2 protein-coding genes are annotated in these 1,957 nt (G+C 38.8%); both read right to left on the reverse strand.

What is annotated here, in order from left to right:
- The coding region (locus C8R11_RS15730; protein ID WP_181258290.1) for a TolC family protein at positions 1 to 485 on the reverse strand (485 nt) is incomplete at its 3' end.
- A 203-nt stretch (positions 486 to 688) separates the two neighbouring features.
- Entirely contained in the window at positions 689 to 1,066 is a 378-nt protein-coding gene (locus C8R11_RS15735; RefSeq protein WP_107796519.1) for a hypothetical protein, read from the reverse strand.
- Positions 1,067 to 1,957 lie beyond the last annotated feature (891 nt).

Raw genomic sequence — 1,957 nt, forward strand, 5'->3', positions numbered from 1 at the left:
TTTAGCAGTAATTGGTTATCTTTTACGACTTGTAGCGCATGATCCAGGTAAAAAATTTGCCACCAAACCTGTTTGACGTTACTGAGTAACCACCACCGCGCTTCCGTTACATTTTCTAATGCAGCTTTCGCTTCAAAGGTTGCCGCTGAGCTACGTAGTGCCAATTTACCTGGAAAAGGAATGGCTTGAGAAATACCCGGCCCGATTTGTGTCATATCTACCTGAGCGGTATTAAATGTGTTAACGGGCAGATTCGCAGCACTGAAGCTAATTTCAGGATCAGGTAGCGTGCCTACTTGAGATGGGATCGCCGCCATTGCTTCGGCACGTGCTCTCATTTGTGCTAAACCTGGATTATGTTGGGTGGCTATTTCTGTTGCCGCTTTAAGTGTTAAATAATTGTGATCTGCTCCGGCAAAAGCGTTATTTACAAGTAGCAACAGACCTAAAGAAACGCTATTTGAAAAAATGGGAAATGAAAACATAATATCGCATGCTCTTAATATTAATACTTAGATTGAAGGACACATTACTCTTCGAAGCTATTAAATGCTTCTTGTCGTGTGTCTAATCAGGATGGAAAGGAGGAGGAATTTCCTTGATCCTATTCCATTGGAGTTCATCAAGCTCAGTTCAGACAGTAACAACTATCGTAGAGCTATAGATTCCATACTACTGTTCAAAGTATTTATACTAGCGGAGGGCGCTGAAGTTGTTCAGGAATGAACGAGACCGGTTTAGCTGTAATAACGCTATTGTAGGAAATATAATTGGTGGGAATTTCATTCGAAAGTGCAAGGGTGATAAATGTGCTGCAACTTATATGACATAAGGCGTTTACTTCACACTCTTGACTAGAAACCATGTTACTACTCATTAATTGCTCGTTATGATTAGTATGCAGGTGCTCGCCAACTATGGGAATATCGACGAAGTTGAACTTGTTGTTTGTATTTTCTTCATGTGCGCATGGCGGCAACACAACAGCGAATGCTCCTTGCAGCGGCAACCAAAGCATAATTAAAGCCAAAAATAATCTGCGCGCTACACGCTTCATTTGATCCATTCAAGTTTGATTTATATTTGGCAATAAATAATAATTACGTGAGTACAATACCAGAAACTATTACATTAAAGTAATGTCAGTGTCAAGACAAATAAGATTAAAAAAGAAAAATGGTATTGATGACAAAAAACTACTTGGCAATAATGAACTTAACGGCTTTTCAAGCCGTGCTATTTGGTCTGAATCCGTAATATAGGCAACATCACCAGATCACTGAAAAGAAAGTCATTACGTTCACTGCTGTAAAACACGCTTTACAGCGTCCTTCCATACTATCTTCCATTCCATAATGCAGTGGTTAGCGACTTGTTGCCAACCCAGAAAGGTCGCAATGCTGATACTCAACTCTACAACGGGATTCATCGAAGACAAAAAGAAACGCAAGTGACGGAATTAATCCTGCATTTTTTAAAAAAATAAATGTAGCGATATTTTCATACAGTTAAATAGCAGTTTTTCAATCTGCGCTCAATCTATTCGTAAATTTGCATCAAAGAATTACTTTCGCACGTACAGTGCTTGATATTGTAAGTGGCTGATAAAAATTACTTTAAAACATTATTGTACGCCAGTCATATAGATTCCCGCATAAAGTTTCATAAGCGCTGAGTGATAGCCTAAGAAATAGATTGGGTACCAGGAATTTATAGCTTGACTTTCCAATGATTGGAAGGTTTAACATAGTAAACTTCATTAACACATAAACGATGAATTTGACATGAAAAACCTTTTACATTGCCATCTATGTCAACTGAACGATAAATTATTCGACATCATTACATTTACGGCTACGATGTATTGCATGCGAAACAGCGCGGGCTGTGGAATCGGCCAAACGGCTAGAATCTCAGATTCACCCACTACTGAAAGTAATGCGCAGATAAAAACCGA

Source organism: Nitrosomonas aestuarii (assembly GCF_003046585.1).
In the GTDB taxonomy this organism is placed as follows: Bacteria; Pseudomonadota; Gammaproteobacteria; order Burkholderiales; family Nitrosomonadaceae; genus Nitrosomonas; species Nitrosomonas aestuarii.

What these genes read in the sequence shown, in the direction of transcription:
- C8R11_RS15735 (WP_107796519.1), bottom strand. Translation starts at nt 1,066, where the DNA reads ATGGATCAAATGAAGCGTGTAGCGCGCAGATTATTTTTGGCTTTAATT.